The following is a 26127-nucleotide window of genomic DNA, read 5'->3' as shown; positions in this document are numbered from 1 at the left end:
CCAGCCCGGAAGACCTCAATGCTTATTGAAGCCCAAGCTGTTCCTTGGTAAAGGTTTTGCCGTAGACCATCTGATAGAAGGCATCGACATCCTTCATAAAATCATCTGAGCTGTAAAGATCACCGTGAAGATTATTAGCTGCCCAGCAGACTCCCAGTACAGAGGAGGCGGTGGGGTAGTCCCACGGCTCCAGAGAGGATGGAAAGACATAAACGGCCTTATCCTGTACGGCTTTAATGCTGCTCCAGGCCGGGTCGTTCAGAAGATCGTCGGCCTTGTATTTAGCATAGGAGGGTATCCAGATAATATCGGGATTCCAGCCGACAATCTGTTCAATGCTCACATCGGCGAACTCCCCTTTTTTATCGACCCCGCTGACTGCGTTAGTACCGCCGGCCTTTTCGATAATATAGGTCTGAATCATGGCGTCGGGCGCAACGGTGAGAGGGCTGGAACCGCCTAAAAATAAAATGGACGGTTTTTCAGAGGCTGAACCCACCTTTTTGCTGACATCGGCGATTTTATCGTCGATAAAGGAAGTGATTTTTTCCGCGCGTTTGTCCTCACCCAGAGCCTTTCCGACAATTTTCAGAGAGTTGGTGACTGTGTCGAAGCTTTCATCATTGGGGAGAGCAACAACTGCCGGGACATTGACTTCGGCGAACTGGTCGGCTTGATTGGCGAAACGTTCAGGCAGAATAGCGAGGTCTGCGCCCAACTCCATAACTGTTTCCATATTGATATCCTTGGCCTTACCGATTTGCGGCAGGTCGTCATATCCGTCGATTACTTCCTCGTACAGGCCACGGGCCATATCTTTATTTCCAAATCCGACAATGTATTTGCCACCGCCGCCAATGACAACCGCAGTATTTAAGGATGGATTGTGTGTTCCCACCACCTTCGTCGCTGGTGCAGGAAGCGTCACCTCGCGTCCGATGGCGTCTGTGACTTTAATCTCGCCGGATGCTTTGTCTGACGAGTCCTCCTGCTTTGGGCTGCAGGCAGTCATACTTAAAATTAAAGTAAGGACCAGAATCATGCACAGTAGTTTTTTTCTCATTTTTTTACTCCTTTTCAAATACAGAAGGTAAAGCCGTTTCCAACAGTACCCTATCGTGGCAAAACCATGAACAAATGATTTTGGGCAATCCGTTTTTAGGTTAAGTCCATCAGAGCTTGTTATATAAATTCATTATAGCACGGTTTGATAACGTTTTAAAGAAGAAAAATAAAACTCCCCGCGCCCTGTGACAGAAGCGGGGTTGCAGATGGATGATTTTTATTGAGGATTCACAAGCTCATCCAGCAGCTTAGGGAGCTTCGCTTCAATTTCCTCGTCTTTAAACTGACAGGTGCCGACAGCCTTATGGCCGCCACCGCCATATTTCAGCATTAAACTGCCAACGTCAATGTTGGAAGTCCGGTTTAAGACCGAATAACCAACAGCCACAGAACAGCCCAGACCACCTTTGCCGCTGACAATCCAGGCAGAAATATTCTGCTTTGGATACATACTGTAAATAAGAAAACGGTTCCCCGTATAAATAGGGTCGACGCCGCGCAGATCAGAGATGATGACATCGCCGTCGGTTCGGGTATATTTGTTTACCATTTCCTTAAACTTGGCGGTTTGCTCAAAATAAACTTCGATACGCTCCTGAACGTCGGAAAGGTTTAGAATCTCATCAGTGGACATGGTACGGCAGGCATCAATGAGCTTTTCCATCAGCTGGTAGTTGGAGATGGTAAAATTACGCCAGCGTCCAAGCCCGGTTCTGGGGTCCATCAGAAAACCGATCAATATCCAGCCTTCCGGGTTTTGAATTTCATCAATAGTCAAATTGCCAGAGTCCACCTTGTCGACGGCGGCCAGCATTTCATTGAAATGTGAAAAGCGTTCCTCACCGCCATAGTATTCGTAAATGATTCTCGCACAGGATGGCGTGATACGGCTTTCACCTTTATATTTGCCTTCAAGCTGGTTGCGCTCAAACTCACTGGAATGATGGTCAAACCAAAGGCCGCAGCCCTCCACAAAAGGGACATTTGCCAGACAGTCATCTTCGTTGACCTCTACCAGGCCATCCTGCAAGTCTTTAGGATGGGCAAATTTCCAGTGGTCAATGATTCCGGCTTCCTTGAGCAGCGCGCCACAGACAAGGCCGTCGAAATCAGAACGGGTAATTAATCTCATAATATTAGCTCTCCCTCTCAGATATTATTATCATCAAACAGGTGTTTTATTGCCTGTATGTCAATTATAGTTGATAACAGCAGGGACTTCAACTTGATTCTAAAGTAAAATTTAGATAAAGATGAGAATGAATCTTAGTTGTAAAAAATAATTGGGTATAAAAAAGAATCATTTTTGAAAAATATGCAATTTCCAGAAATTTTTGGGTATAAAATTTTAAAAGAACTGGAGATGATAAAGATGAAGCTTGTACTTTTAAGACATGGTGAAAGTGAATGGAACCGCCTGAACCTGTTTACAGGATGGACGGACGTAATTTTATCGAATAAAGGTATTAAAGAAGCCGCAGACGCTGGCAATATGCTAAAAGGAAAGGACTACGATTTTGATATCTGTTACACCTCTTTTTTAAAAAGAGCGGTGGATACCTTAAACGTGGTTTTGGATACCATGGACCGGGCCTGGCTGCCAGTCATAAAGGACTGGAAGCTTAACGAACGCCATTATGGCGCCTTGCAAGGGCTGAATAAGGCCGAGACAGCAGAGAAATACGGAGAGGAACAGGTCAAAATCTGGCGCCGATCCTTTGACGTCCGTCCACCGGCTCTGGAACCGGATGACCCCAGAAACCCACAGCTGCAGGAGCAGTATCGAAATGTGGAAAAAAGCGAGCTGCCTTTGGCAGAAAGCCTGAAGGATACGATCACTCGCGTTATCCCTTATTATGAAAATGTGATAAAAAAGGATATGCTTGAGGGCAAACGCGTTCTGCTGGTAGCCCACGGAAACTCGATCCGCGCGCTGGTTAAATATTTTGAAAACCTGTCGGAGGATGAGATCATGGGTGTCAATATCCCAACCGGTATTCCTTTGATTTATGAATTCGACGATGACTTTAATATGACTGACCATTACTACCTGGGAGACCAATCCATTATTGAAACACGAATGAAAAAAGTGGCTGAGCAGGGAAAAGCAAAATAAAAAACGGAAAACGGTTTGTTCTCAATGCGGCTTATTCTGCCGCTCTATGAAGATAAAAATGACATTACACTGTAACTAATCGGTAAGTAATACGGTCTCAAAGCAGCTCGTAGAGCACCGCAGTTCTCCAAGAGTTATCTTGTTCGTGTTGATCAAACAAGAAACATTAGTAGATATATCGGCAGATACGACCAGAGTGATAAATATCATATTTCATCAAACTTGGAAACTGTATTTGCAAATTTAATATACAGAAATAACCGAGATGCGTTTGAAAGTACCATAGTTGAGTGGCAGAAGTACAATGAAATAAAATGGGAAGAGTTGTATTCCCAGATGAATCGTTGGCTGTCATTAAGTGGTGTGTGGGCAGATTATTCACTGTTTAGAAAAGTGATTGTTGAAGGAATCTATCCGATGCACCCGCTGGCTACATTTATGCTTACGCAATTATCAGATTATCTTCAAAATAGATCGTCGATGACTTTGATAAGTCAGTATATAGCAGAAGTTGCGGATTCTTCAATTGAAAATGGAATACCGTTGGTACTTCCTGAAGAGTTGATGTGTGGCGATCTGTATCAAGAAATGTTGTCATCAGAGATAAACGGTAAACAGTTGTCTCAGCATTGTATTCGATATGATAATATTTTAAGAAAACAAGGAGATAAACTTTCCGATCGTTTGTTGGCAGTTTTGAGAGCAAACTTAATTGCACGTATTCTGAAGTTTAAAACTCGCGATTATGAAGATGCGAAAGAAGCATTGGTTTTATGTTCAGGACTCACCATCTCAGAATTAGAAGACGAATTAGAACTTCTTGAAAATGAGTATGCAGTACTTGGATTTGATGAGCATGCAGGATGTTTTGACTTTATGGAAGATTCTCGTGGTGCTCATGAATACAAAATCAAAAAGAAACGAATTGCAGCTACATGGAAAACAGATTTCAGAGCAATGTTTAAGACTGCAAAAGTCCTAGAAATAGGAGAGCTTAGCGAACCGCAAGAAACATCTTTTGGTACAACGCATAAAATACTTACAAATGAGTGGAAGTATTCACAGGAGGTTCTTCTTGCAGAAGACGTATCAAAAGAATTAATTGGAGAATACAAGAAAACTTGGAAGGCAAGCGTGAGCGCTGCAGTGCCAAAAGGCAGATTAATATGGATTTATGTAAATAAAGATACGGATTATCAATACATTAAACGCTTACATATGTTTGCTAAAGAACTCCAAGGATCACCAATATTGCTGATGTTGCTTAATGATTCTGAGGACCGCTTAGCATCTGCATTGAAGAATTATGATGTATTGGATCAGATGGATGATAGCATCCGTCAAATGTATTCTAGAGCATATTCTGATGACTATAACCAAGCTGAAGATATCTTGAGAAATGAATTTGAGATGTTGAAAAAGCAAAGACAGTGCATATATCCTGACGAAATAATTCAGCTGAAAAAGCGTCTGCAGGTTGCGTTGACAGAAGTGTTTGAAGGTATATATCCAAAAGTCGTTTCGTTTAATTTTGACGGGTTGTTAACTGCTTCGAATAATTTTACAGGAAAAGGAAGTCAATATTATTGTCAAATCATTAAAATGCTTCTTTCAAATAATGTAAATTACGACACCATTCATGATTTTACATCAGATGTAAGGAGTAAGATTACAGCAGTGCTAATGGAAAGCAGTGCTACTTCTTGGAAATGTATTAGCACAAACTATGCTATTATGCCACCAGCAGAATCTAGAGCTAGAGCTGTATATGAAGAAGCAGTAAGTGATTTGAACTCTTCTAAAAAGTATGATTGTGTTCAATTTTTAGAAAAATATTGTTATCCGCCGTATGGCTTGAGTGAAGAGTCTGCTTTGATGATGCTTGCAGTATTACTTGCAAATCATAGTTACTGTGTAAGAATCCACTATAATGGCTCACAAAACAGCATTATTCGTTGGAAAGATGAAGTTATTATCAAGGATAAAAAAATCAATATGGACTTAATCAGAACATCCAAATTGATTTTAATTGATACTAATGCTGTTGAAGCCAAATTCCAGCAATATATTAATCGCTTAGATGCAACGACAGACTTAGATGCTGTAATTCGTTTGCAGAGAGAAATTCAGAAATTTGCTGATGATAACGGAGTACCGGAGTCTCTTGAAGTAAATTACAAATTAGCCAATTCTAGATTTGAAATCGCAGCTAGAGCCCGAAAAGATTGGGATGACAGAATTGTTAAGGTTGAAGACGAACTCGAAACCGCGTATGAAAGAGGTAATGTATATAATGCGCTAGTTGCACTTGAGACAATCGATGAAATTCCTTTATATTCAATATTTAATGAAAATGGTTTTACTATCAGCGAAGAATATAGAAATCGGTTATTAGAGTTGGGAAACGAGGCAAGAAATATCGTTGACACGTGTTTTGAAAATTGGTTGGAGGGTACTATTCATTGTAAATCTGTAGAAGCAATGACTCAGTTTGAAAAGCATGTTAAGCGGTGCAATGAGAAATTAGTGAAATTTAGATTTGCTACTTATGCAAAGAAATTGTCAGCAAAAGGTGATGCTGAGTTAGCTAAAAAGGATGAAATTAGAAGCCGACAGGAACTGCTTTCGGATGGACAAAAGTATTTAACTGCATATAAAAAAGTATCCACCAAAAATTATACGGACGTTTCTGATATGCTTGCAAAGGCTAAGGATTTGTTAGAACGATTATCAAAATACGAATTAGCCTTAGGAAATGATGCAAAGCGATTACATACACAATTGGATCAATGTGTAGCAAAACTCGATTCTGCTAAAAAGAGAATGCAACAAGATATGGAAAATATCTGGGAAGATTTAGCTAATACACAAACATTAGAAGATATTGAAAATGTCCAAAGTTGCATTGCTATGGTAATGAACTATCGAATGGCTACTCGTGATTTGCAGGATTTTGAAGAGCTTAATACAGCCTTAGATAATTTTGTATCAGATATTAATGTTTTGAAGGAAGCTGTGAATGATAGAAAATTATTACAGAAAGAAATTGCTTCATTAAGAAATAAATACTCTGATGCAGAATTAGATTTTGATGTTGATGCAGTTCTTGAAGATGTTATTTCGAGTGCAGAAAATGCAATCGATACAAAGGATCATGTATGGAGAACTCAGTATCTTACTTTAGGAAACCAGACAAGAGAAGAAATACATATATGGAAGGATAACACCCGAATTTTACCAGCATTTTTAAAACAAGAAACAATAGAAGCTGTTGAGAAAATGAAAATAGAAGCCGACCAAATTGTAAGTAAAGCAATGATTGAAGATGTGGTTTTCTATTTTAAGAAATTAAATCCAGAAGAGAGAACTCGCTGTTTAGCATTGTTAATGAGTAATAACGAGGACTGTTAAATATGAGAGTGTTAATGCTTGGCAATAGTTTTACTTTTGCAAACAACATGCCAGATACCCTGGCTAACTTAATAGATGCCGAAGTGGTTCAGCACACCCGTGGTGGAGCACGCCTTGCCGAGCAGTTGAATCCTAACACCAAGATGGGAGGAATGACGCAAGCGGCTCTGGAGAATGAGAAGTGGGATTATGTAATTCTCCAGGAGATGAGCAACGGCCCGATTACTTCCAGGGAAAGCTTCTTGAATAATACTGCATTGCTGTGCGAGCGTATTCGTGCCAACGGAGCAGTACCGGTTCTGTATGCCACCTGGGCTTATCAGAAGGGCGGCAAGCAGCTGGAATCCTTCGGTATGGATTATGATGAGATGTTTCAGAAGATGTATGATGCTTATCATGAGGCTGCCGATCAGAACGGAGCTTTGATTGCCGATGTAGGTAAGTGCTTCTATGAGGAAGCAGCTAAGCAGGATATCTTTGCTGAGGATGGCTGTCATCCAAATGAGCTTGGATCTAAGCTTGCAGCGCAGGTAATTGCTGATGTTATCTTAGCTGATCAGGCAACCAAAACAGAAGTAGTGATTGAACCAAAGGCAGAGGACAACGATACAAGGCTTCGCATCATATATCTCTATCAGATGCTTCTGACGCAGACCGATGAGGAACATACCCTTTCCACAAAGCAGATCACTGACTGCATGATGGAGCAGCACAATATTCTTGTGCATAGAACCACCGTGCCTAAGGATATTGATTTGCTTCGAGCAGCTGGATTCGAGATTATTGGAGAGCGTAAGCGTGCCTGGGAATACTACCTGGCAGACCGCAAGTTCTTTGTGCCGGAGTTAAAGCTTCTGATCGATGCAGTGCAGTCTTCCAAGTTCATTACGGAGAAGAAGAGTGAGAGCCTGATTGAAAAGCTAATTTCTTTGACCAGTGAGACCAATGCAGATAAGTTAAAGAGATCTGTGCATATCACCGGCCGTGTGAAGTCAGAGAATGAAAAAGGCTATTACATTGTTGATGCAATCAATGATGCCATTAATGCCGGCGTGAAGATTTCCTTCTATTATTTTGAAATCAATGGTAAGAAGAAGGAAGTGCTCAGGAACGATGGGAAACCATATACAGTCAGTCCATTTGATCTGATCTGGGATGGCGACTATTACTATCTGACTGGTTACTGTGATGAGAGGGAGTCTGTTCGCACCTATCGAGTAGACCGCATTAAGAAGCAACCGGAGCTGCTGACAGAGAAGGCTGTTAAGAAGCCGAAGGGCTATGATGTATCCAAATACACAACCGAAGTCTTCCGTATGTTCTCTACAGATGAAGCAGTTGACGTGACCTTGCTTTGTGACAACTGCTGTATGAAGTCTGTGGTAGATAAGTTCGGTATGAAGATCAAGACTCGTAGCGTCGGTGAGGAACAGTTCCGGACAACGGTTAAGGTCTGCGCAAGCCCAACCTTCTATCGCTGGGTATTCGGATCTGCAGGAAAAATCAAAATTGAAGGGCCGACGGAGGTCCGAAATGAATATAGAGAAATGCTGAAAAAGGCATTGGATTCTATAGAGTGATAATCATCTGAAAAAGATTTAAAAAGACTCTTGACTCTCCCCTTAGGGGAGCATCCAGAATATGGATTGTAACGAAGGAGGTGAATGTCACATGCTAAAGATCGGTGAATTTTCGAAGCTGTCTCATCTGACAGTAAAGGCGCTCAGGTTTTATGAAAGAGAAGGCCTTCTGATACCGGTATCGATTGATTTCTGGACCGGATATCGTTTTTATGAAACCAGTCAGCTGGCAAGAGCGGCTCAGATCAAAGCGTATAGACAGCTTGGTCTATCCATAGATGAGATCAGAGACATTATGAATGGTAAGGATGCAAGAAAGATCTTTACCGAGAAAGCGAAAGCACTGCAGGAGCAAAGGGATGACATTGATATTCGCCTCTCCATAATCAATCACATATTGGAGGATGAAGAGATGAAATATCAGGTAACAGAAAAGACTATTCCGGAAATGATCGTTTATTATTCAGAAACTGTACTGGACAAGTATGAAGACAGTATGCAGTGGATTCCTGCTCAGGGAGCAGAGTGTATGAAGCTCAATCCGAATCTGAAATGTGCGGAGCCACCTTATGAATTTTGCGAGTATCTTGACGGAGAGCATAAGGAAACAGACATTCAAATCAGACATAACGAAGCTGTAACAGCCATGGGTGTTGAGAGTGACACTATCAAATTCAGACGGCTTCCTGAGACAAAGGTGATCAGTATCTTCCACAAAGGTGCATATGATCAGATTGGTGAGGCATACGCCTACATTATGAAATATGCAGAAGAAAATGGATTTGAGATTGCTGGTCTTGCAAGAGAATGTTATATTGATGGTATCTGGAACAAGGATAGCGTAGATGAATGGCTGACCGAGATCTAGTTACCAATTAAATAATCATTTATGAAAAAGGAGTTTGCTTTTTGACAATTAGCAGAACACTGGAGATTGTGGCATAACCGGGAGGTTTGCTGACAATCGCAAAACCTCCCGCTTTTCGAAAGCATTGAACGTCATCAATTTTCAGGAGGAAATAAATAATGAATACAAATGTCATTAACATTCGTTTAGAGAAAAAAAGAATATCGTGTAGTAGAAAACCTTGTAAGAGAATCATTTTGGAACGTGTATCGTCCGGGATGTCTGGAGCATTATGTGCTCAATCAATTGCGAGAGGATCCTGCGTTTATTCCAGAACTCGATTTCGTAATGGAGTTGGATGGAAAGATGATTGGACAGAATATGTTTATGAAGGCAGTGATCAAATCAGATGATGGAAGAGATGTTCCGATTATAACCATGGGTCCAATCTGTATCACACCAGAGCTTAAGAGAAAGGGCTATGGTAAAATCCTGTTGGATTATTCGCTTGAGAAGGTTGCCGCTATGGGATTTGGAGCTGTATGCTTCGAAGGAAACATTGATTTCTATGGAAAGAGCGGTTTTACGTATGCCAGTGAGTATGGTATTCGTTACCACGGATTACCAGAAGGTGAGGATGCATCTTTTTTTCTGTGCAAGGAGCTGATTCCCGGTTACCTGGATGGAATCACTGGAGAGTATGCTACACCGGAAGGCTATATGGTAGATGAAAATGAAGCCGAGAAGTATGACGCTACATTTCCTACCAAGGAAAAATTGAAGCTTCCAGGTCAGTTATTCTGATTTTCTGACGAACAAATCACAATTTTATAACGATAATCGTGGAAGGTGTTGTCTGATGGCGACACCTTCTTCTTTTGGCACAAAAAGTGCTTGCAGACCACGAACATATATTCTATAATGACCATATCGCAGGTGGAAACAACTTATTTCCGGTATAGATTTAGAATTAGAAAGAGAGGATCCTTTTATGAATACTAAGGATCCAGAACTAATGGACAGAATCAAAGAGTATATCAGTGGCTATTATAGGGAGTATAACGGCCTCATGCCTACCATCACGCAGATTTCCAATGCGATGGGTGTTGTCAGAAGCACTGCGTATAAGTATCTTGTGGCGATGGATAAGAAGGGCATGATTTCTTACCAGGATGGAAGGATATCCATTCCGGACATGGGCAAGATTATAGTTGAGTCCGAGCAGGTAGATGCTGTCGGTGCAATCAACTGTGGTGAACCCGCACTAGATGAGAACAATGAGAATACGCTGAAGCGTTATGCGGGAATCGACAAGGAATCCCGCAAGGTTGTTCTTGAGTATATGAACCAGGAAGTATATCCGGATAAGAAGATTCTGATCAGTTCGCTGATCTGTCAGGGAGTTCTAAGTCATGTGATCAAGGCGATATAAACTTTTTAAGGGAGGATTAGCCGATGAAACAGTATGATGTGAAGTGCCCTGTGTGTGGACATGTAAATCACAACCTCTTTTTGGAGGAAACTGACGGATGGATGGAATGCGAAGAATGCAGCTCCATGACCAGATTAAATCGATTCGGTGAAACAATCCGAATCCCCATAATCGCCGTGAATGGGCATTGCAAGCCTGCAGTGCTGCACGCATAAGAATATGGGAAAGTATACGATCTGGAGGTTGGTTATGTATGAGCAGAGTGAACGTCAGTGTAGAAAGCATTACTTATGCTGATGGCTCCATTGTCCCGAAGAAGATCTTCTGGGAGGATGGACGTACCTGGAATATTGACAGAGTCATCCATATGGCCGGACCGGTCAACAATGAGTTTGAAGGAATTCGCTACACCATTGCAATTGGGAGTGCGGTAAAAAATATATATCGGTTAGGATCAACCTGGTATGTGTATACCATTGAGGATCCGGACCAGACGGAGGTTGACTCAGCTTGAAACACTTTATTCCAAACAGAGAGCTTGATGAGCTCGGTACAGGAGTAGTTCTGACCTACATTAAAAAGTCAGGAATAGCAGGCCTTCCAAGGTGTGTGGATATTGAAGGCATTGCTAATTCAATGGGACTTAACGTTGTATATGAAACTTACGCAGAGGACGATTACGATAAAATCGGATTTCTGTCAGACGGAATTACACCTTTGAAGGTAAAAAGAGGAAACAAGATCGTTCCATTTCTTTTCCCTTTGGGAACAATCGTTGTGGAAGCTAATCTTCGAAAGGAAACAGAGAGCGGGAAACGCCGCTTTACCATCGCGCACGAGGTGGCACATTTCATTATTAATCGCCACAATCCAGTGCCCCAGTTCCAGCGGACATTCGACGCGGAGCGGGAGTATTCGTTAGCTGAGATGAAGAAGCATTTCAATCTGGCTGAAACGCAGGCTGACAAGCTTGCTGCAGCACTTCTGATGCCTTACTTTATTGTAGAAGCTGCATTGAAGGACTTTAACAATGGAAACAAGCTTAAGATCTATGGAGACAGTGTATTTGCTCCAAAGGATCGAATTATCATAAAGAAAATGGCAGCACAGATCGGAGTGTCCTTTTCAGCACTCCTGATCCGAATCAAACAGCTCGATATGGTTGAGTGCAGACCAATTGATGAGTATGTTGAGGCTACATTAATGACGGAGGTGATTGGTTGAATCAGGCAACATTAAGATTTAACCCAAAGTATCCGATTCCCTGTGAAGATATTCAGCGAAAGCTTCTATTATCTATGGAAGCTGCTGAGGAGGTTGGTTCCCGCGAAATGCGATGTCCAATCTGTGGCTTCAAGGTGACGGATGTACCACTGACTCAGACCGAGGTTGTCTATGTCAGATGTCGCAAGTGTAAATTTGAAGGACCCTTAAGTCCTGCATATTTCCGCAGGATGAAAAGAAAGAATTATGCTTATACCGGTCCGTATCAGAAAAGAGGCATGATTCGCTAACAATCAAATAAGAAACAAAATAACAATTACGAACTTTTAATCGAGCAAGCGGAGCCGGTCATTGATCGGATAATCTACCAAGCGCCGTACGAAGCAAGTCATTGAATAATGGGATAACCATATCCTTTTATTTGACTTATTTCGACGGCGCTTTTCTTTATGCTCAAAAATGCTTGTTTTGCTGCCAGCTCCAATATCGATTGCTTCGTACGGTCAGTAGAAGTCCTGATCCCGGCAAATGCTTGGGAAAGGACTTTTATGATCTACAAATACGAAAGAATCTGCAGAAACGAGAATTTAACAGAGGAGCACATCAAAAAGATTGACAACGGGCTCCACGCATTAACCCAGGCAAAATACAGAGAGGAACAGGCAAGAGAAAAATATGGCGTTGAGATTCTGTCTTCGGATGCAATGATGGGACCGGATGGAGAGGTTGGAAGCTTTGAGATGGCCGATCCTGATATGGATGTCGAGGAGATTGTAATGCACAAGCTGCAGCTGGAACGCCTGCATGAGGTGTTAGCTATGCTTGACGAGGAAGACAGCTGCTTCATCATAGAATACTTTGAAGGCAAGGGAGAAGGAAAATTTCTGGATGCACTCTGTGTCCGTTATGGACTTTCCAAAAAGCAGGCCAATACAAGAATGCACAAAATCGTAGAATTACTCCGAGAATTATTCTAAAAAGCAAAAAAAGTTTCATAAAAGTGGAGATGCAGTCAAAAAAACGTGACCACAGATTATATAGAGGGGTCAAGAACCTGGCAAGGTTTCCGGAGCTATCGTAGTGTGGATGCGAGAGCTTCCGGTTCCAGAAACAATAACTGAGAAAGAGGTACATAGAATGGAAAAATTAATTAGCCGAAAAGAGGCTGCAAAAATATTGGGAATCAGTGTTACAGCACTGGATCAGGCACGTAGCTGTGGTCATATCACCTATGTGCAGTATGTAGAAAATGGTTGTGTGTATTTTACAGAGAGAGCATTACAGGAATACGTTGCTCGCTGCACCCATCGTGCAAGACCTTTGGATAATAACCCAACCTACAGAAAGAGAAGAGTATAGAAATCGACAACATGGATAGAACTCCCGGCATATGTTAAATAATAATTACAGTGCTGGGAAGAATGGAGGGACGTAATGGCTAGAAGACGTCAGATTCCGAAATACGGAACAGTGGTGCATAACGGAGTGACTTATTATAGAACTAGAATTCGAGATGCAGGTGGAAAGAGAGTTGCTCTTTATGGGAAAACAAGGGAAGAACTTTATGATAAGGTAGAAGAAGCTAATCGACAGATCGAGGACAAGATCTTCAGGCAGAAGACACCAACAGTAAAAGAGTATGCTGAAAAATGGCTGTACATGCAGTCGGCCCATGTCAGATATACGACAATGTTAGATTACACGTCAAAGGTGAAAAACTATATCGTTCAGCCGCTGGGGCATATGTACATGGCAGATGTGACGCAGGATGATATCAAGATGGCTTTGGTGCCGGTTTCAAAAAAATCTGAATCGGTATATCATTCCGTGGTGATGCTGTTGAAGTGCATTTTCTATTCAGCAGAGGACAATCATTTAATCAGGGAAAATCCAACGAAGAGAATCCCTTCCAGGGGAGGCGTTCCGGAGAAGGAGAAACCGCCATTGACAGATGAGCAGGTGGAAATGCTTTTGGATGCGATCAAGGGTCTGCCACCTTATGTGTTTGTAATGCTGGGGCTTTATGCTGGACTTCGACGAGAAGAAATTCTGGGACTTAAATGGGATTGTGTGTTTCTTGATGAAGAGGTGCCGTATCTTTCTGTGAAAAGAGCCTGGCACACAGAGCGTAATCGTCCGGTTATTACAGAACAGCTGAAAACGAAGGCTGCAAAAAGAGATATTCCACTTCCAGATTGTCTGACTGAATGCTTAAGAGAAGCAAAGGAACAGTCGAAATCTGAGTTTGTGGTGTGTAATAGAGGTGGTGAGGCCCTTTCCTATACACAGTTTAGGAGAGTGTGGCAGTATATTGTGACACGATCAACCAAGGAGAGAACTTATGTGAGATATGTGAACGGTGAGAAAATCAAGCATACAGTTACGCCGGTGCTTGGAGAAAAGGCTAAGCATAACAACACGGTTGTATATACATTGGACTTTCAGGTGACACCGCATGAGCTGCGTCATACCTATATTACCAACCTGATCGCTGCATCTGTGGACCCGAAAACAGTGCAGTATCTGGCTGGTCATGAGAGCAGCAAAATCACAATGGACATATATGCAAAAGTGAAGTATAATAGACCAAAAGAGTTGTACGCTGTTGTGAATGGAGCATTCGAACAGAGACAACTCGGGTTATTAAAGACGGAATAGGCCCCTGGTTTGGGGTGAATCAAGGGGTGAAGAAATTAGCGAAATCGCTAAAAACCCCGAAAAATAGAGAAGAGGAACGTGAGGTCAGACAAAATACGGTTTTAGGTTTACCAGATAAATGGGATTAATCGGTATTTTACCTGTTGGGCATAGCGTACATAGCCGGGGAAAGAGGCCAGCAGCGATTGATCCTCATAATAGGTTCGCAGGATCAGCAGAAGGACTATGACCGCGGACACAATACCAGTGGCCCACCCAAAAATCATCCCGACAGTGACGGCCCAGAAGCTCATAAAGAGGTAGCCGGGATGTCTTACAAAACGGTAGGGACCACTGCTACAGACTACGGGCTGAGCATCCTTCAGCATCGGCGTGTCCGCTTCATAGTACTTGTTTGAAAGCAGCGCCCAGGACATCAGCAGGTTGGCGACAGCGCTGAGAACAAGTCCGGCAGCCACAACCGGCTGAGGTACCGAGGACCAATGGAACCGTGCTTCCAGCCCGGCAACGATGTAAATGCCGTAAAAAGACAAAGGACTGCAAAAATTGCGAAGGGTGATATCGCTCCCGGAAGCTTTCTCTGCATTTTTTTCTGGAAACGACAGAGCGGTTGGGTTGCGGTGTAACAGGACAGCCAGTGTGCCAGCCATGATAATCAGATATAAAATAAAATAGATCCAGCCGCGTATACAGCCCAGAGTCCCGGCTGCAACTAAAAAACAGGACAGGCTTAATATTTTTTGCAGCATTGCCAGGGCGGCAAAGCCAATGGTTTGTTTTTTCATAAAAAATTCTCCTGAAAGAAAAATTGGATTTTAAAAATGTTGTTATTATACCATATTTCAAGATCCTTATACAGTAGAGAAGGATGGTTTATCACTCTTTTAGTAGAAATGATTGATTTTTTTATCATAAAGTGTGATATACTAAAAATAAAAAGAGGTTTTAGCCATGGAACAGATTGAACAATTGCAGAAAATTATTGATGAGGGCAAAAGCATTGTATTTTTTGGCGGAGCGGGTGTCTCAACAGAAAGTGGGATTCCTGATTTTCGCAGCAGTAATGGTCTTTATATGCAGGAGTACCGCTATCCGCCTGAACAAGTGGTAAGCCACAGCTTTTTCGTAAACCATACAGAAGCCTTTTATGATTTTTATAAAAACAAAATGATGTTTTTGGACGCTAAGCCAAACGCTGCCCATATGAAGCTGGCAGAGCTTGAAAAATGTGGAAAGCTTAAAGCTGTGGTGACACAAAATATCGACGGTCTGCACCAGGCAGCAGGTAGCAGGACGGTTTATGAGCTGCACGGCAGTATTCATCGCAATTACTGTCAAAAATGTGGGAAGTTTTTTGACGCCGTCTATGTTATAAATGCGGATGGAGTGCCAAAATGCGACGCCTGCGGGGGAATGATCAAGCCAGACGTAGTGCTTTATGAAGAGGCTCTTGACTCAGATACTATCCAGAAAGCCGTGCAGGCAATCAGTGAGGCGGATACGCTGATTATCGGCGGAACATCTTTGGTCGTTTATCCGGCAGCCAGTTTTATTGACTATTTTAGAGGAAAGAATCTGGTGGTTATCAATAAGGACGCCACTGCCAGAGAATCAGAAGCTTCCCTGGCGATCCACGACGCCATTGGCAAGGTTATGGAGCAGATCAAAGTTGAATGCTGACGCTGACACAGAAAAGGAGGAGCTGCGTGCTTAGCTGCGCAGCTCCTCCTTTTCATTTACTATTTTCTGACGCTTGAAATTAAGACGGCTTTCTGAAAGAAACAAGCCGGCAATGGTTAGCCCAATGCCCAAAATAGCTGGCAGGGTAATGTGCTCATGAAGAATAATGACAGAGGTAACAACCGTAATGACCGGGACCATATAAATATATACACTGGTCTTGACTGGACCCAGGAGCTTAACGGCCAGGTTCCAGGTGACAAAGCAGAGCGCTGATGCGCCAAAGCCCAGGAATAAAATATTTGCTAGATTTTTAAACTCAATAAAAACCGAGAGATCCAGATGGAAACCAAAAATAAACAGGGCGGGAACCATAAAAAGCAGCCCATAGAAAAAGATTCTTCGGGTAGTCAGAATGGTTCCATAGCCAAAGCTGCTGATTTTTTTGGTGAAGGTTGAGTAACCAGCCCAGACGACAGCAGCGGTAATGGCCAGCAGATCACCTGCCGGGTTAAGCTGTACGGTATTGTCACCGCGGAAGCTGATCAGGCAGATGCCTGTAATCGCCACGATAAACCCGATGAAAAACCGCGGCCCGGGCCGTTCTCCATGAAGGAAAAAGTAATCAAACAGTGCGGTGAAAAAAGGCGCAATGGCAATGATTACCCCGACATTTGCCGCCAGAGTAAGGGTGAGGGCAAAATTTTCCAAAAGAAAGTAAAGCGTGACGCCGAGAAGACCGGCAGCCATAAAATAGAATTCCTGTCTGCGGTTGTCTAGCCTGAGGCCTTTGGGTGTGACCAGCCATAAAATCAGATAACCAAGAAAAAAGCGGCAAAACAGAATTTCAACAGGCGTAAGCACTCGCAGCAGCACTTTTGTGGCGATAAAGGTAGTTCCCCAGATGACAATGGTAAAAAAGGCAGCAATGTGGCCAAAGGATGTACTCTTAATGTTCGTGTTCATTGGTAGAAGCCTCTTTCTTTGAATGCTTATCTGTCTGGAAGATTTTCTGGTATTGTCTGGGTGTCAGCCCAATGAAATCCTTAAAAAAACGGGAAAAGTGGCTCTGGTCAGAAAAGCCAGTCATGGCAGCGGTGTCAATGGGCGGTATACCCTGTTCCAGCAGCTTTTTAGCCCGCTCAATACGAATTGACTGAAGATAACGGTATGGGGAGACGCCAACCTGTTTTGTGAACAGCAGCAAAAAATAAGACTTGCTGAGCCCGGCAAGAGCCGTTAAATCGTCCAGGGAAATATTGTCAGAAAAGTGATCCTCCATATAGGCACAGACGGCTTTGATTTTATTATCAGGCTCGGCGGTGCTGCTCTGTTCAAAGGGGGAACTGTATTCACGAAAAATTTGTTCCAAAAGCAGAAAGAAAGCCTCCTCCTTTTCAAAGCGTGATGAAATCTCGACAATCCCTGTATAAAGATCATTTAAGGCAGAGGTAATGTCACTCTGATAGACGACGTTTTGGGTAAAAAACGGTGTGTAGGGCTGGCCGGTAACCTCGTGAGCAGCGCTTTTCATGATATCAGCAGGAATATTGACAGCTCTGTAGTCCAGGATTTCTCCGTTCCTTGGGGAACAACGGTGGCTGTCTCTTGGATTAAAGAGCACCAGATCACCGGCGCTCAGGTCATACTCCCGATCTCTGCACCACAGATGCCGTCGTCCGCCTTCTACAAAGCCGATAACGTAATAATCATGAAAATGATTGGGAAATGGCTGTACAATTCCAGTCAGATGGTATGCTTCAATTTTCAGATCTGTATCATAGTAAACATGCCGCTGTTCTTGTTCAAATGTCATGTAATTGCCTCTCTTTCTGGTTTTATTTTAGCAGAAGTGCTGGCTTGTGTCTTGTATGATCTTCCAGGTGAAAGATAAAATTTTAAGAAAAAGAATAGAAAAAGCCATAAACAGGACCCTGGAATTGAAAAGTTTGGAGTTTATCTGCTGCCGGATGCGTTTATGCCACTGTTAACAGTGACTCAATCGTTCTGGAAGATTTTGCGCGATCTCATCATCTTTTTAAATTTATAAATGTTTAAATACTGTTGATCAGGGTATATAAACATTGCAATATCATACCAAACCCTTATCTTTGATAATCTCGGACAACCAAAAAGGCCGCTGTTGCTTTTCCGCATCAGCGGTCTTTTTGTAGTTAAAGAAAAAAATTTTCCGTATCGTAAAGGCTTATGTTATAATTTTGAAAGATTAACAAAAACTAACGGGTCTGCTGATTAATGGTAAATGGCCCTAAAGGGAGAATAAAATGGATAAAAACCAACTGGTTAAACAGCCTGTTCCAAAGATGTTCTTTCACTATCTGCTTCCGGCGGTCAGTGGGACGATGGTAACTTCTATTTATATTTTAGCCGATACAATTATTATAGGAAAAGGTATCGGCACAGAAGCAATGGCTGCCTTAAACATTGTTCTGCCTGTCTTTAACCTTGTTTTTGGAACCGGCCTGTTGTTTGGTGTGGGCGGCTCTGTGCTGATGTCGATCAGCCGGGGGCGGGGAGAAGAGAAAAAGGGACAGCAGTATTTTACCACTGCCTTTATCCTTAATCTGCTGGCAGGGATTGTTTATATATCGCTTTTCTTTGCCTTTGGGGAAAACATCATGCTTTTCTTAGGTGGAACCGCTGTTACCATGCCATACATCATGGAATATGCCCCTTATATTGCAGGTGGTGCACTGATCTTTAGCTTTTCATCATTTTTACAGGCCTTTGTCCGAAATGATGGTGCGCCCAGGCGTGCAATGGCGGCTGTTATCGCGGGCGGTGTGTTTAATATTATCTTTGATATACTGCTGGTTTTTCCCTTTCAGATGGGAATGTCCGGCGCTGCACTGGCCAGCGTTATGGGATCTGTATTAACAGATTGTATCCTGATTTCGCATTTCTTTTCCAGGCAAAACGGGCTGCGGTTTTGTTTTGGAGGACTGAGATTATCTTTTTTCAAAGCTGTTTTTGCCAATGGCTTTACCAGCTTTCTGATTGAAATTTCAGCTGGTATTGTTATTTTCGCGTTTAACCATCAGCTTTTACGCTATGTGGGAGAGATTGGCGTCAGTGCTTATGGTGTTATTACAAATACGGCCTTTGTGGTCACCGCTTTAAGTAATGGTGTCAGCCAGGCAGCTCAGCCAATTTTGTCAACCAATTATGGCGCTGGAAAGTTTGACCGTATCTACGAAGTGCGGGCTCTGGGGGTGAGGACAGCTCTAGCCGTTTGTGCTTTGCCGGCGCTTCTTGGGCTTTTGATGCCGGATCTGTTTACCTATATTTTTTTAAACCCCTCACCGGAAGTACTGGCGCTGTCTGCAACGGCCATACGCATTTATTTTATTGGTTTTTTTGTTACAGGAACCAACATGTTCATTATCAATTATTTTCAGGCAGTTGTACGGCCGAGGATTTCTTTAGGCCTGTGTCTGTTTAGAGGCTGTGTTTTCAATTTGTTTTTAGTCACTGTGCTGCCGCTTTTATGGGGTGTGACAGGCATCTGGATGGCAGTACCCTTAACAGAGTTTATCTCGCTTGGAATAGGTGTACTCTTGATAAAAAGAATTTCCATTGAACAGTAAAAAAGATTGAAAAAGAAAAGGCCTGAGCAGAAAGCCAGGCCTTTAAATTAGAATAAGCCGATTTTTACATCGACATCATATTCTTTTTTTAGTTCATCGACACGATCAAGGAAAGCGCGGTTTTGTTTTTGCTCAAGAAGATACTGGCGGGCGCTCTCCTTTACCACATCGTAAGGAATAGTTTCAGAGGTTTTGCTGTCGGTCACCTTAATGATGTGCCAGCCAAAGTCTGTTTTTACAGGTTCATCGCTCATTTCGCCAACCTTCATAGCAAAGGCGGCATTTTCAAATTGTGGTACCATCTTTCCTTTTGAGAAATAACTCAAATCGCCGCCCTGTTCTCTTGACGGGCAGACAGAGTAAGCTTTTGCGGCTTCTTCAAAGGTTTTGCCTCCATCCTTGATTTCCTTAATAATATCAATGGCCTGCTGTTCAGATGGCAGTAAAATATGGCTGGCGCGGATGCTGTCCGGTGCGATGAACTGTTTGGGGTTTTCATCATAAAACTTTTTAACCTCTTCATCGCTGACTTCTACATTTTTCATGAATTTGGCAATCATATGCGATTTCAGCAGCTTTTCTTTTGCATCCTCAACCAGAGCGAGATACTCTTCAGATTCGTCCTCGTGATCTTTCTTCCCTTCCAGATAGAAAAGTTCCTGAGCAACAAGCTCCTCGAGTAATTTTCTGCGCCCTTCCTTTGTACGGAACTGGCCCTGCTGCTCCTGAGGTAATTGTTGTATTAAAGCTTCCAGGTCGGTATTGTAAATTTCTTTACCTTCGACCACTGCTACGACTTGTTTTTCCATTTAGAAAATCTCCTTCTATTAATAGTCATTAAATTAAATATTATAGTTTATATTTCTCTTTGTCAAGGGGCGGTTTGGTATACAATGATTTTTTCAGGTTTTACAAAGCTTTTCAAATCCCGCTCTATTTGCCTGATCAGAGCATTGCTATCTGCATAGCTGACGTCGCAGGTGCTTTCGGTTAAAGACCAGGCAAAAACCGGACAGGTCGGATCTTTTTTATAAAAGGTCTTAAACTGCTTACCGCTGATTCGAAAACCGCCGATGTTAATATCCAGCAGCTGGTTTAAATCAAACTGTTTTCCCAGGCTGTCGATAAAGTCGCGGTATATCCTCGCACTGTTGTTGATAGGCATTACGGGCTCAATGGAGAATCGAACTGTCGCATGGGCTCTAAGCGCCTGAGATACTGCCGCCATCCGCGTTGCAAGGGAAGGGGTATGACGTTCGTAAAGATGGATTACCGGATCGGGGAGCAGCGACCAGGCAAAAATGACATTTTGAGGCGGGTCTGAGATGGGAAAACGCCCGGCTTTTGTTTTCACCTCGATCGTCAGGTTAGCATGTCTTTTAGCTAATGCGAGCCATGGGCCCAGAAAGTGGGTAAGCGGATCAAGCGCCATCAAATCACTGTCATAGGAAATGGCCAGATAAAGGGGCTCACAGCTGGATAATAAATCCTGTTCTACAGAGGTGATGAAATCCTCATTATTGACAAAAATAACTATGTGCCCGGAGGGGTAGATGCTTTTTAAGTAACAATAGCTGCAATCATAAAGGCAGTTCATGATAATACCAGTATAGTAAAAGCGTGCATGTCCAAAGTTTTCACAGTAGGGAGAACCATCATAATAAAAATCCTGCTTTTTTCGGGCTAAAATAAGATTTGGGGAACGCTTCTGTGCAATGAAATCCTGATGGTGCCGGTTGAAAATTTGTGAGTAGTCATCAATATAAATAAGACTGTCGTAATTGATTTTTTGTAAAATAGCCTGTGTGTTTGGATGATGGGCTGCCCCCTTCTCAATGTAAATGTGTGAAAAGGGCTTAGCACCAGAGGTTTTTAAGTAATGCATTAAAAGCGAAGCTCCTTTCTTTTTTGATGGTAATTTTAAGCTCAGTATAAGGGAGAAGAGTATTAGAAAGGCAGGCTGAATCTCTGAGCTTTTTCGAAACGCATGCTTTTGTAAAAGTAATTTTTTGTGTCTGAGTCAGGCGAAGCGCGGACTTTGTTTTTTCCATCAGCAGAGATTCCTCTGGGGTAAAAAAGGGCTCCTCATCTTTTTCAAACATAGCCTTCCAGCGGGAAAAGGTTTTTTGCCATTCAGGGTTGTCATTAATCCTCAGCAGAACAATACGATGGGGCGGAAGCTTTCTAAAAGCTGTTTCCAGCGCAGCGGTAACATCAGTGCTCAGAGCATCATCGACAGAGAGATATAAAGACCCCTCGTCAAAGGGATGACGATAGAGAATATCCGGGAAATAGCAATGTGTTTTCCCATTTTTTCTTATCGAAACTTGATTGACGAGGGTCCAGTTTTTAATATTTTGATCATTAACGAGCAAGTAAAAATATTTCATGTCGGCCTCCTTTGAGGTTATTTTACCTCAAAGAAGGCCGTTTGTCATCAGCGATTGCTTTCAATCATATGCTTAACCACCAAAACAGGATGATGAAAAAGCATCCGGGGGCCTGAAAAACGCATTACCTCCTGCACGCGTTTTCGCATTTCCGGTTTGTAGCAGTGGACCGGACAATGGCTGCAGAATGATTTTGAATCCTGAAAAGGACATCGCTCCAGGCGGCCCAGAGCATAATCCAGAAGTGCCTGGCAATCGGGACACAGGTTTTTTTGGCGGTGCTTTTTTAAGCAGTAGAGGCGGATCATTTTTTCAATAATATGCTGTTCAGATTTTACACATGCCATTAGGAGAGCCTCCCGTTTTCTATGGAATAATCCAGGTCGGTGATACCCATGGTGGAACGCCGGTGAGAAACCAACACAACGGTATGGTTAGCTGCATGCTCCCGGATGGATTTCAAAATAATCCCTTCATTCAGGCTGTCCAGATTACTGGTAGGCTCATCGAGAAGAATAAAGGGTGCCTGGTGTAAAAAGGCCCTGGCCAGCCCAATACGTTGTCGTTCGCCGCCCGACAGGGATTCGCCAAGTTCGCCTACGGGAGTATCGTACCCTTTAGGAAGCCGAGTGATAAAATCATGGATAGCGGCTTTTTTTGCGGCTTCGGCCACCTCTTCGTCACTGGCGTTTAAACGGGCAACACGGATATTTGCTCCGATAGTATCATTAAAAAGGTAGGTGCTTTGAGTGACATAGCTTTCATTTTCACGGAGACTGCGGGTATTAACAGAGCGGATATCATAACTGGAAAGCTCAAGGCTGCCGGACTGGCGGTCCCAAAAGCGCATGAGCAGTTTAAGAAAAGTAGACTTTCCAGACCCACTTTTTCCATGAATGCCAATAACCTTTGAGGCGGGGAGTTCCATGGTAATATTGTCGAGGATTATTTCGTCGTCATAGGCGAAAGAGAGGTTTTTACATGAGGCTCTGTCAAAGGTAATGTCCACACCCTTCTCCACTTCACTAACAACTGGACTTTCGTCTAGAATATCCAGCACACGCTCTCCGGCGGCAAAGGTTTGAAGCAAATTGTTTGAAAGGCTGCTGAGCGCTGCGGTTGGACCAAAGGAGCTGAATAAGGCAACGGTTGGAATTAAAATACCTTCAAAGCCGACAATCCCCTGACGCATTAGTATAATAGAGGAAAAAAGCATCGCGAGATCAAAAAACAGGATAACTGTATTTGTAACAGCAGCCGATAAACCTTCCTGATTTTTCAAGGCTTTTTGATGAATATCAAGAGCATCGGACTGGCGTGTGATCTCTTTTAGCCTTGAGGGGCCGCAATGGTATTGGATACATTCCTTTAAACCGCGCAGGCTGTCCAGAAAATAGGTGTTGAGCTCGCCAAAAAGTCTCCGATAGCTTCTTCCTTTATCTGCCCCCAGCCGTGAGGCGGCTACGGGAATGAGAAGCCCTACACAAAGATAGGCGACGGCGGCAATAAGGCCGAGCAGCAGATGAAACTGCCCAATGAAGATTACCATGATTAAAGAGGTGATAATAGCGATGGCAATGGGGGCGATGGTGTGCGCATAAAATACTTCCAGAAGCTCGATATCGCCAGTAATGACAGCAATCAGATTGCCTTTATCCCTGCCTTCCAGTTTTGCAGGAGCAAGCTTGCGAAGGGCTTTAAAAACTTTGTCACGGATAATAGCAAGAAGCTTAAACGCGATATAGTGGCCGCTGGCCTGTTCAATATAATGAAGCACGCCGCGCAAAAGCCCCAGGATAAGGATGACCATAAAAAGCAGCTTTAAATCTATTTTCTGGATATCCAGAATGGAAAGAATACCATAGCTGCCCAGGATGGTAATAAAAATTGCACATAGATAGCCCGCAACACCCATAAGGATCGTGAGCAGCATGATGTGGATCAGCGGCTTAACCAGCCCGATAAGCCGCATCATGATTGAGATGGGATTTCTGCGCATAGACAGGAGTCTCCTTTCCATAATTTTCAAGAGATGTCTGGGTAAAATACAGATCTGCATAGTAGCTGCTGTTTTCCAAAAGCTCTGTATGCGTTCCGAATTCGATGATACGCCCTTTATACAAAACATAAATTTGATCGGTGGAACGCACATTGGCCAGTCGATGGGAGATCAGCACAACCGTTTTGGTATGTGACAGATCCTCGATGACGTCCATGATCTGTTCTTCGCTCTCCACATCTATGTTAGAAGTTGCTTCATCGAAAATGTAGATTTCAGAGTCGTGAAGAAGTGCCCGTGCGAGGGAAAGACGCTGGCACTGGCCTCCGGAAAGGTTTGAACCATTCTCCAGTATCTGTGTATCAAGCCCTTGCTGTTCTATAAGAAAATCATAGAGACAAACCCGTTTGAGTACAGAGTACAGCGCTTCGTCACTGGCATTTGGCTGGGCCATTAAAAGATTGTCACGAACAGTTCCCTTGAAAATCATACTGTTGTGACTTACGAGGGTGATATTTTCCATAATGCTGGCTTCAGACAGGGATTTTAAATTTTGCTTTCCAATACTGATATCGCCGCGGTAACTGCGATGGGCACCCATAATAAGCGAAGCGATGGTACTTTTTCCACTGCCAGATTCTCCGACGATGGATACAAATTTTCCCTTTGGAATGCTTAGGGAGACGTCTTCCAGAACAGGGCGCTCGACATCATAAGAAAACTCAATGTGATTTAAATGAATATCCGCGTCCTCTGGATCAATATTACCCGCGGCGTGGACAGGCTCATCAAGGTCAAGCAGACGAAAAATTTTATCCGATGCGGCCATTCCATTCATTGCGATGTGAAAAAAAGAGCCCAGCAGACGCAATGGGATAAAGAATTCCGCTGAAAGCATAATCAGTGCAAAGGTACCGCCAAAGGAAATATTTCCTTTCATAAATTCTGTGACCGCCAGAATAATCCCAACGGCAGCGCCCCCGTAGGCGATAATATCCATGACAGTTACAGAGTTTAATTGCATGGTGAGGACCTTCATGGTTATTTTTCGGAATTTTTCGGACTGAGCATTCATTTCTTCATTTTTATAATGATCCGCCTCATAAATTTTAAGGGTCGTCAACCCCTGAAGATTTTCAAGGAAGCTGTCTCCTAGTTCTGTATAGGTACTCCAATATTTTGATAGAAGCCTTTTGGCGATTTTTTGTACAGCTACAATTGAAACAGGGATAAGCGGCACACAGATCAAAAGGATCAGTGCGGTTTTTAAATTAACAAACGAGAGAACTGCAAACAGGGTTAACGGTGCGAGAAGACTATAAAAAAGCTGCGGAAGATATTTGCCAAAATAAATATCCAGTTGTTCAACACCCTCCACAGAAACCTGAACTACTTCGGCTGTAGAAATTTTTTCATTGTAGCTTATGCCCAGGCGAAGAAGTTTTTCATATATTTTTTCACGCAATGTTTTTTTTACACCGGAGGAAGCTGCGTAAGACATTTTTGAAGCCATAAGAGTAGCGGCAGACCGTACAATCAAAGACACACAGATGATTACCAGATAGCCGGATATTTTAATGCTTTCAATACCGTCTGTTAAAATATTCTGCAAAAGCCAGGCGATGGTGAAAACAATCGCCATGTTTGCTAAAAGACAGATCCAGTTAAAGAACACATTTAAAAAAATATAGCGGTTAGCCTTACCCATCATATGTGTCAGGCGTTTGTCAATCATTCTGTACCTCCTGAATGGTTTTAATCCTACAGATGAAGTAGTAGTATTTAAAAATCATTACCGCAATGATGAGGATACGCGCATAAATGACATCGACCAGACAGAAGGCCAGGATCAGCATAGCGGATGCAAAGGACAGAAGCGAAATCTTAGTTTTCAGTGTCATGGCTCGTTCCTTAACGAAGCTGTCCAGATGTTTTTGATAAATTTTGGTACTCAAAAACCAGTCATTAAACCGCTTGCTGCCCCGCGCGAAGCAATAGCTTGCGACAAGAAGGAAAGGGGTGGTTGGGAGCACCGGCAAGATAACACCGATGGCTCCAAGCCCGAAGAATAAAAAACCAATAATAAGATAAAGTGTTTTCATAAAACTCCTTTCAGA

Annotated in this window: 25 protein-coding genes and 1 riboswitch; of the genes, 13 read left to right on the top strand and 12 right to left on the bottom strand. The window is 42.8% G+C overall.

The features are described from left to right. Positions 1-22: 22 nt before the first annotated feature. Positions 23-1063 (bottom strand): ABC transporter substrate-binding protein, encoded by a 1041-nt coding sequence (locus BUC22_RS16305; protein ID WP_013381108.1) that lies wholly within the window; start codon positions 1061-1063, stop codon positions 23-25. Further along, positions 1055-1190, bottom strand: a riboswitch (molybdenum cofactor riboswitch). (Overlaps the previous gene by 9 nt.) Positions 1191-1282: 92 nt before the next feature. Further along, a complete protein-coding gene (locus BUC22_RS16300; RefSeq protein WP_013381107.1) occupies positions 1283-2197 on the bottom strand; it encodes a DHH family phosphoesterase in 915 nt (304 codons plus the stop codon). 240 nt (positions 2198-2437) lie between these two features. Between BUC22_RS16300 and gpmA the strand changes: the two genes are divergently transcribed. The 11 genes from gpmA to BUC22_RS16235 all read left to right on the top strand — a co-directional run bounded on the left by gpmA (position 2438) and on the right by BUC22_RS16235 (position 14333). Next, entirely contained in the window at positions 2438-3181 is a 744-nt protein-coding gene (gene gpmA, locus BUC22_RS16295) for a 2,3-diphosphoglycerate-dependent phosphoglycerate mutase (protein ID WP_041690284.1), read from the top strand. Between the two features lie 336 nt (positions 3182-3517). After that, positions 3518-6592: a hypothetical protein gene (locus BUC22_RS16290; protein ID WP_013381085.1), complete on the top strand. Its 3075-nt coding sequence runs from the start codon at positions 3518-3520 to the stop codon at positions 6590-6592. Between the two features lie 152 nt (positions 6593-6744). Next, positions 6745-8172, top strand: coding sequence for a WYL domain-containing protein (locus tag BUC22_RS21325; protein WP_242946568.1), 1428 nt, complete (start codon positions 6745-6747; stop codon positions 8170-8172). Between the two features lie 91 nt (positions 8173-8263). Further along, positions 8264-9040, top strand: a complete 777-nt coding sequence (locus BUC22_RS16280; RefSeq protein WP_013381083.1) for a MerR family transcriptional regulator — start codon at positions 8264-8266, stop codon at positions 9038-9040. Positions 9041-9385: 345 nt separating this feature from the next. Beyond that, positions 9386-9823 carry a GNAT family N-acetyltransferase gene (locus tag BUC22_RS16275; protein ID WP_238054404.1) on the top strand — a complete coding sequence of 146 codons (438 nt, stop codon included), beginning with the start codon at positions 9386-9388 and terminating at the stop codon, positions 9821-9823. A 211-nt stretch (positions 9824-10034) separates the two neighbouring features. Further along, a complete protein-coding gene (locus tag BUC22_RS16270) occupies positions 10035-10451 on the top strand; it encodes a LexA family protein (protein ID WP_242835448.1) in 417 nt (138 codons plus the stop codon). A gap of 253 nt (positions 10452-10704) precedes the next feature. Next, on the top strand, positions 10705-10965 hold the full coding sequence (locus BUC22_RS16260; RefSeq protein ID WP_013381079.1) for a hypothetical protein: 261 nt from the start codon (positions 10705-10707) through the stop codon (positions 10963-10965). Beyond that, positions 10962-11675: an ImmA/IrrE family metallo-endopeptidase gene (locus BUC22_RS16255; protein WP_013381078.1), complete on the top strand. Its 714-nt coding sequence runs from the start codon at positions 10962-10964 to the stop codon at positions 11673-11675. Before BUC22_RS16260 ends, BUC22_RS16255 begins: the two co-directional genes overlap by 4 nt. 548 nt (positions 11676-12223) lie before the next feature. Beyond that, positions 12224-12652, top strand: a complete 429-nt coding sequence (locus tag BUC22_RS16245) for a hypothetical protein (RefSeq protein ID WP_013381076.1) — start codon at positions 12224-12226, stop codon at positions 12650-12652. A 160-nt stretch (positions 12653-12812) separates the two neighbouring features. Then, positions 12813-13034, top strand: coding sequence for a hypothetical protein (locus BUC22_RS16240; protein WP_013381075.1), 222 nt, complete (start codon positions 12813-12815; stop codon positions 13032-13034). A gap of 75 nt (positions 13035-13109) precedes the next feature. Continuing rightward, entirely contained in the window at positions 13110-14333 is a 1224-nt protein-coding gene (locus BUC22_RS16235; protein WP_013381074.1) for a tyrosine-type recombinase/integrase, read from the top strand. Between the two features lie 107 nt (positions 14334-14440). Here the strand turns inward: BUC22_RS16235 and BUC22_RS16230 are convergent, their stop codons facing one another. After that, complete coding sequence (locus BUC22_RS16230) at positions 14441-15118, bottom strand: methyltransferase family protein (protein WP_013381073.1); 678 nt, start codon at positions 15116-15118, stop codon at positions 14441-14443. 166 nt (positions 15119-15284) lie between these two features. On the opposite strand from BUC22_RS16230, the gene BUC22_RS16225 reads away from it, so the two are divergent. After that, positions 15285-16013: an NAD-dependent protein deacylase gene (locus BUC22_RS16225; RefSeq protein WP_013381072.1), complete on the top strand. Its 729-nt coding sequence runs from the start codon at positions 15285-15287 to the stop codon at positions 16011-16013. 30 nt (positions 16014-16043) lie between these two features. Here BUC22_RS16225 and BUC22_RS16220 read toward each other — a convergent pair whose 3' ends face one another. Both BUC22_RS16220 and BUC22_RS16215 read right to left on the bottom strand, forming a co-directional pair. Then, entirely contained in the window at positions 16044-16979 is a 936-nt protein-coding gene (locus BUC22_RS16220) for a DMT family transporter (protein ID WP_013381071.1), read from the bottom strand. Continuing rightward, positions 16963-17829: an AraC family ligand binding domain-containing protein gene (locus BUC22_RS16215; protein ID WP_013381070.1), complete on the bottom strand. Its 867-nt coding sequence runs from the start codon at positions 17827-17829 to the stop codon at positions 16963-16965. The genes BUC22_RS16220 and BUC22_RS16215 overlap by 17 nt, the downstream gene beginning before the upstream one ends. Before the next feature lie 469 nt (positions 17830-18298). Between BUC22_RS16215 and BUC22_RS16210 the strand changes: the two genes are divergently transcribed. Then, positions 18299-19621: an MATE family efflux transporter gene (locus BUC22_RS16210; RefSeq protein ID WP_013381067.1), complete on the top strand. Its 1323-nt coding sequence runs from the start codon at positions 18299-18301 to the stop codon at positions 19619-19621. 47 nt (positions 19622-19668) lie between these two features. Here BUC22_RS16210 and BUC22_RS16205 read toward each other — a convergent pair whose 3' ends face one another. From BUC22_RS16205 to BUC22_RS16175, 7 genes are all read right to left on the bottom strand, one after another. Continuing rightward, the gene (locus tag BUC22_RS16205; RefSeq protein ID WP_013381066.1) at positions 19669-20430 is read right to left on the bottom strand and encodes a peptidylprolyl isomerase; all 762 of its coding nucleotides are present in this window, start codon (positions 20428-20430) and stop codon (positions 19669-19671) included. A 62-nt stretch (positions 20431-20492) separates the two neighbouring features. Continuing rightward, a complete protein-coding gene (locus BUC22_RS16200; RefSeq protein WP_013381065.1) occupies positions 20493-21506 on the bottom strand; it encodes a spore photoproduct lyase family protein in 1014 nt (337 codons plus the stop codon). Further along, positions 21478-22011, bottom strand: coding sequence for a hypothetical protein (locus BUC22_RS16195; protein WP_013381064.1), 534 nt, complete (start codon positions 22009-22011; stop codon positions 21478-21480). The genes BUC22_RS16200 and BUC22_RS16195 overlap by 29 nt, the downstream gene beginning before the upstream one ends. A 47-nt stretch (positions 22012-22058) precedes the next feature. Continuing rightward, positions 22059-22358 carry a nitrous oxide-stimulated promoter family protein gene (locus BUC22_RS16190; protein ID WP_013381063.1) on the bottom strand — a complete coding sequence of 100 codons (300 nt, stop codon included), beginning with the start codon at positions 22356-22358 and terminating at the stop codon, positions 22059-22061. Further along, positions 22358-24010, bottom strand: a complete 1653-nt coding sequence (locus BUC22_RS16185; protein ID WP_013381062.1) for an amino acid ABC transporter ATP-binding/permease protein — start codon at positions 24008-24010, stop codon at positions 22358-22360. The genes BUC22_RS16190 and BUC22_RS16185 overlap by 1 nt, the downstream gene beginning before the upstream one ends. Continuing rightward, the gene (locus tag BUC22_RS16180; RefSeq protein WP_013381061.1) at positions 23961-25745 is read right to left on the bottom strand and encodes an ABC transporter ATP-binding protein/permease; all 1785 of its coding nucleotides are present in this window, start codon (positions 25743-25745) and stop codon (positions 23961-23963) included. Before BUC22_RS16180 ends, BUC22_RS16185 begins: the two co-directional genes overlap by 50 nt. Beyond that, positions 25738-26112, bottom strand: coding sequence for a YbaN family protein (locus tag BUC22_RS16175; RefSeq protein WP_013381060.1), 375 nt, complete (start codon positions 26110-26112; stop codon positions 25738-25740). The genes BUC22_RS16180 and BUC22_RS16175 overlap by 8 nt, the downstream gene beginning before the upstream one ends. Positions 26113-26127: the final 15 nt, after the last annotated feature.

This window comes from Eubacterium callanderi (assembly GCF_900142645.1).
GTDB classification, from domain to species: domain Bacteria; phylum Bacillota; class Clostridia; order Eubacteriales; family Eubacteriaceae; genus Eubacterium; species Eubacterium callanderi.
This window is presented reverse-complemented; position numbering and strand designations above follow the sequence as displayed.